Origin of the sequence: Brevundimonas sp. (assembly GCF_041648615.1) — a bacterium.
Classification (GTDB): Bacteria; Pseudomonadota; Alphaproteobacteria; order Caulobacterales; family Caulobacteraceae; genus Brevundimonas.
Map to the genome: position 1 here is coordinate 1 of NZ_JBAZOS010000066.1, position 5,438 is coordinate 5,438.

The 5,438-nt window shown below is 66.6% G+C and carries 6 protein-coding genes; 2 read left to right on the plus strand and 4 right to left on the minus strand.

The genetic code is table 11. The features are described from left to right. Positions 1 to 206 precede the first annotated feature (206 nt). Entirely contained in the window at positions 207 to 614 is a 408-nt protein-coding gene (apaG, locus tag WC555_RS15045) for a Co2+/Mg2+ efflux protein ApaG (protein ID WP_373254872.1), read from the minus strand. Between the two features lie 83 nt (positions 615 to 697). Here apaG and WC555_RS15050 point away from each other — a divergent pair, with 83 nt between their 5' ends. Together WC555_RS15050 and WC555_RS15055 are read left to right on the plus strand one after the other, a co-directional pair. Beyond that, positions 698 to 1,717 (plus strand): 2'-deoxycytidine 5'-triphosphate deaminase, encoded by a 1,020-nt coding sequence (locus WC555_RS15050; RefSeq protein WP_373254875.1) that lies wholly within the window; start codon positions 698 to 700, stop codon positions 1,715 to 1,717. An 87-nt stretch (positions 1,718 to 1,804) separates the two neighbouring features. Further along, positions 1,805 to 2,236, plus strand: coding sequence for an SRPBCC domain-containing protein (locus WC555_RS15055; RefSeq protein ID WP_373254878.1), 432 nt, complete (start codon positions 1,805 to 1,807; stop codon positions 2,234 to 2,236). Between the two features lie 15 nt (positions 2,237 to 2,251). On the opposite strand, the gene WC555_RS15060 is transcribed toward WC555_RS15055, so the two are convergent. The 3 genes from WC555_RS15060 to WC555_RS15070 all read right to left on the minus strand — a co-directional run. After that, positions 2,252 to 3,220 carry a type II secretion system F family protein gene (locus tag WC555_RS15060; protein ID WP_373254880.1) on the minus strand — a complete coding sequence of 323 codons (969 nt, stop codon included), beginning with the start codon at positions 3,218 to 3,220 and terminating at the stop codon, positions 2,252 to 2,254. A 9-nt stretch (positions 3,221 to 3,229) separates the two neighbouring features. Continuing rightward, positions 3,230 to 4,210: a type II secretion system F family protein gene (locus WC555_RS15065; RefSeq protein ID WP_373254882.1), complete on the minus strand. Its 981-nt coding sequence runs from the start codon at positions 4,208 to 4,210 to the stop codon at positions 3,230 to 3,232. 4 nt (positions 4,211 to 4,214) lie between these two features. Further along, positions 4,215 to 5,438 (minus strand): CpaF family protein (locus WC555_RS15070; protein ID WP_373254885.1); only part of this gene is annotated, 1,224 nt, incomplete at its 5' end.

Below are 5,438 nucleotides of genomic sequence, written 5' to 3' on the forward strand. Positions count from 1 at the left end.
ACTCACCTCCCTCAATCCATGGGGAGCGAAAAGCCACCCTGTCAGCCGCACGGCTGACGGGATAGGGGGCGGGGCTGCGGTTATCCGGGTTGACGCAGCCCCATCCGCCCCTTCCCTGCCCTATGCTCCGCTCGCGGAGCCTCGCGACTTGAGGGCGTTCCCTGCCCTGTACCGCGCGCGCCGAGCCTCGCGGCCGGGAGCCGTATTTAGTTCAGCACCCGCCCCGCGCCCGGCACGTCCAGGCTGAAGGCGGGGATAGCGACCTCGAAGGTGCGGCCCAGGTCGTCCACCATCGCATAGGCGCCGACCATGGATCCCGAGGGCGTGCCCAGCGGACATCCCGACGCATAGGCATAGCTCGCCCCCGGCTGGATCGTCGGCTGTTCGCCGACCACGCCCGGCCCCGCCACCTGTTCGACATGACCCTGGGCGTCGGTGATCGTCCAGCGTCGCGCCACGAGCTGGAGCGGCGACGGCGTCAGATTGACGATCTCGACCTGATAGGCCCAGACCCAGCGCCTCTCGTCCGGATCGGACTGGCCGGCCAGATAGGAGGGTCGCACACGGACCAGAACGCCGTCGGTCTCGGCCTGATAGGGAGCGTCTTCATACATGCCGCCATGGAGCCCGCACCGGGCGACAGGTCAAGCGCCCGATAGGTCGTGACGACCGCGCGCCGTCGTGGCATTCAGCCCGCATGACCATCGACACGCACAAGCCCGGCATCCTGCCCTGTCAGGGCATCGAGACCCTGATCGCCACCGGCGCCATCACCTCGGCCACCCCGTTCGACGCCGACCAGGTCCAGCCCGCCAGCCTCGACTTGAGGCTCGGCGCGCGCGGCTGGCGCGTCCGCGCCTCCTTCCTGCCGGGCCGGCGCCTCGTCGCCGACCGGATCGCCGATGTCTCCATGCACACGATCGACCTTTCGGGCGGCTATGTGCTGGAAAAGGGCTGCGTCTATATCGTCGAGCTTCAGGAGCGGCTGGCCCTGCCCGCCGGCCTGATCGCCCGCGCCAACCCGAAGTCCTCGACCGGCCGGGTCGATGTCTTCGTGCGTCTTCTGACCGATCGCGGCGCGGTCTTCGACGACGTGGCCGGGGGCTATGAGGGCCCGCTGTATCTCGAGATCGCGCCCCAGACCTTCTCCATCCTGGTCCGCCCCGGCACCCGGCTGAACCAGCTGCGTCTCAAGGCCGGAGAACCGCCGCGTCTGGAAACCCGCAGCGTCGGCGTCGATCTGATGGGCGGCGACATCGTCGGTTTCCGCGGCCGCCGCCATGCCGGCGTGGTCGATCTGGACCATATCGACGGCCACGACCCGCGCGACTTCTGGGAGCCGCTGAGCCTACGTCGCGGCGAACTGCTGCTGGACCCGGGCGAGTTCTACATCCTGGCCTCGTCGGACGATGTCGAGATTCCGGTCGATCAGGCCGCCGAGATGACTCCCATCGACCCCAGCGTCGGCGAGTTCCGCGTCCACTACGCCGGCTTCTTCGACCCCGGCTTCGGCACCGACGAGGCGCACGGCGCGGGCTCCAAGGGCGTGCTGGAGGTCCGCACCCACGACACCCCCTTCCTCCTGGAGCACGGCCAGATCGTCGCCCGGCTGGTCTATGAACCCCTGACCGAACGCCCGACCCGCCTCTATGGCGAGGGCGGCAGCCACTACCAGCGTCAGGGGCTGAAGCTGTCGAAACACTTCCGGCCGTGGTGAGACGATCGGCCCGGTGGACGGCGCCATGAGGTGCGGGGACAAATCGTCCGCTTCCGTCACCGCCCTGGTCGTGCGAAAATCGGTCTGATGAACCTCCGCATTCAAAGCCGCATCGGCGTCCAGGCGCCCTCCGCCCGTATCTGGAGCCTGATCGAGGACCTGTCAGGGTGGGATCGCTGGAATCCGATCGAGACCGGCGTATCCGGAACCATCGCCTTCGGCGGCCAGATCGCCCTGACCGAGCGGGTCGAGGGCCTGCCAGAACGTCAGATCCAGTATCGTGTCGCCGAATGGCAGCCTTTGACCCAGTTGGTTCTGGCGGAGAAACGCGGCTGGCAGTTCAACGCCCTGCGCTTCTACGAGATCGACGAACTGGAGCCCGGCAACTGTATCGTCGCCAACGGCCTGATCCTGTCGGGCTTCCGCGGCGAAGGCTTCCACGACAAGAACCGGCGCGTCATCCGCAACGCCTGTGACCGGGTCAGCGAGGCCATCAAACGTGTCGCCGAGGCGGGCTGATCCGCCCGGGAGGCATTAGCCGCCACTCATCGTGTCCTGGATATTGATGATCGCGGGACCGAGGATCACCACGAACAATACCGGCAGGAAGAACAGGATCATCGGCACGGTCAGCTTGGCCGGCAGGGCGGCGGCCTTTTTCTCGGCCGCCGACATCCGCAGCTCGCGGTTTTCCTTGGCCATGGTCCGCAGGGCCGAGCCCAGGGGCGTTCCGTACTGTTCCGCCTGCACCATGGCCGTCGCCACCGACTTGACGCCGGCATGGTTGGTGCGTTTCGCCAACCCCTCATAGGCCATGCGCCGCTCGGGCAGATAGGACAGTTCGGCGGACAGCAGGCTCAGCTCTTCGGCCAGGTCGATGGACGACGGGCCGATCTCCTGGCTGACCTTGACGATGGCCTGCTCGATCGACATCCCGGCCTCGACGCAGATGAGCAGCAGGTCGAGTGCGTCGGGGAAGGCCTGCATGATGGAGGTCTGACGCTTGGCGATGCGGTTCGAGATGTAGATGTTCGGCGCATAGAAGCCGATCACCGCTGCGGCCATCACCCCGGCCAGACGCAACATCACAGGCTGGCCGAAATCGTTGACCACGAACAGGTACAGGGCCGCCAGCGCCAGGAAGACAAACGGCATGGTGAAGCGGAAGAAGTAGAAGGTCGTCAGCGGCCGCGGCCCCCGGAAGCCCGCCTGCGCCATCTTGTCGACGACGGTGGGGTCTTCCAGAAGCTTGGTCAGGTTCAGCCGTTCGACGATATCCTTCTGGAAGCCTTCGTCGGTGTGGCGCAATCCGCCGCTTCCATTCGCCAGGGCCTGGCGGGAGCGGCGCTTGAGGTCGTCCCTTCGCTCGGCGACGGCCTTCATCCGGCCCTCGAGGCTGGCCCCGCCGGCCATCGGGGCGAGCAGGGTCACCAGGGTCGCGAAGACGAGCAGCCCCACAACAATGCTGAGGATGTTCTGGGGTTGGGTCAGGAACTGGATCATCTCCGCCCCCTAGAACTTGAACGCGATCATGCGCTTCATCACGAAGATGCCGGTGGCCATCCAGACCGCGGCGCCCAGCAGCATCACCTGGCCGCGTGGGTCGGTGAACAGCAGCAGAATGTAGGCAGGGGTGGTGATGAAGACGAGAGCCATCACGATGATCGGCAGGGAGCCGATGATGCCGGCCGACGCCAGGGCCTCGGACGACAGGGCCTTGATCTTCTCGCCCATCATCCGACGGGCGCGCAGCACGGTGGTCAGGTTCGACAGGGCCTCGGCCAGGTTGCCGCCGGTCTTCTGTTGAATGGCGATGACGATGGAGAAGAATTTCAGCTCCGGCGTCGGCATGCGCTCGTACATCTTGTCCAGAGCCTGGGCCAGGGTCTGACCCACGCCGAGCGCCTCGACCAGGCGCTGGAATTCGGGCCCGAGCGGCGCCGGGCTCTCGCGGCCGATGATCTTGAAACACTCATGGACCGGCAGTCCGGATTTGATGCCGCGCACGATGACATCGACCGCGTTGGCGAACTCGCCCGAGAACTTCTTCATGCGCCGCTTGCCTATGAAGCCGACGATCCAGCGGGGCAGGCCGAGGCCGACCACGGCGGCCAGGCCCAGGCAGAGGAAGATGTTGGCGCCGAACAGCAGGGGGAGCAGCAGGGCCAGGAGGCCCGCCACGACACTGATGATCCAGAACATCTGGATCTTCATGGTCAGACCCGCTTGGGTCAGCTTGGCCGCCATCGTCAGGCGGGCCTTGCGTTCCTGACGCTCGGCGTCCTTGAGCTGGAGCAGTATCTGCTTGCGGCGCGCTTCGGGCGTATTGGCCTGGGCGGCGGCGATCTTGCGGGCAGCGATGGTATTGGGGGCGGCGACCAAGGCCCGGGCGCGCTTGACGCCCTGCTCGGTGGGCGCATCGCCGCCGACGAAGGCCCAGCCCAGGCCGCCGATGGTGATGAAGGCCAGGACGGCGGCGAGGATCGGCAACATTCCCCTACTCCGCCGCGTCGAGGGCTTCGGCCAGTTCCCGCTCCAGCCCGTAGTAGCGGGCGCGGTCCCAGAAGCGTGGACGGGCGATGCCGGTCGAGCGGTGGCGTCCTGTCACCTTGCCGTTGGCGTCCTCGCCGGTGATTTCGTAGACGAACAGGTCCTGGGTGACGATCACATCGCCCTCCAGCCCGACGACCTCGGTGATGTGGGTGATGCGGCGCGAACCGTCGCGCAGGCGCGCGGCCTGGATGACGATGTCGACCGAGCCGGTGATCATCTCGCGGATGGTCTTGGACGGCAGGCCGTAGCCCCCCATGGTGATCATCGACTCCATCCGGCTGATGGCCTCGCGCGGGGAGTTGGCGTGCAGCGTCCCCATTGAGCCGTCGTGGCCGGTGTTCATGGCCTGCAACAGGTCGAAGGCCTCGGGTCCGCGCACCTCGCCGACGATGATCCGCTCTGGACGCATCCGCAGGCAGTTCTTCACCAGGTCGCGCATGGTGATCATGCCCTGACCCTCGAGGTTCGGCGGCCGGGTCTCCAGACGCACGACGTGCGGCTGCTGCAACTGCAGTTCGGCCGCGTCCTCGCAGGTGATGACCCGCTCGGTCGGGTCGATGAAGGCCGTCATGGTGTTCAGAAGGGTGGTCTTGCCCGACCCCGTGCCGCCCGAGATGACGACATTGCAGCGACAGGCGCCGATGACGCCGAGAACGCGCGCCCCTTCCGGGCTGATGGAGCCGTACTCCACCAGGTTGCGCATCGTCAGCTTGTCCTTCTTGAACTTCCGGATCGTCAGGGTCGGGCCGTCGATGGCCAGCGGCGCGGCGATGACGTTAACCCGGCTTCCGTCCGGCAGGCGGGCGTCGCAGATCGGCGAGCTTTCGTCCACGCGACGGCCGACCTGCGACACGATCCGCTGGCAGATGTTCATCAGCTGGGTGTTGTCACGGAAACGGACATTGGTCAGCTGGACCTTGCCGCCGACTTCGATGAACACCCGGCCGGCGCCGTTGACCATGATGTCGGCGATGTCGTCTCGCGCCAGCAGCGGCTCCAGCGGACCATAGCCCAGGATGTCGTTGACGATGTCCTGGACCAGATGCTCCTGCTCGGCCACCGACATGGAGACGTTCTTGATCGCCACCAGTTCGGCGACGATGTCGCGTATCTCTTCCGACGCCGCCTTCTGGTCCAGCTGGGCCAGCTGCGACAGGTCGATGGTGTT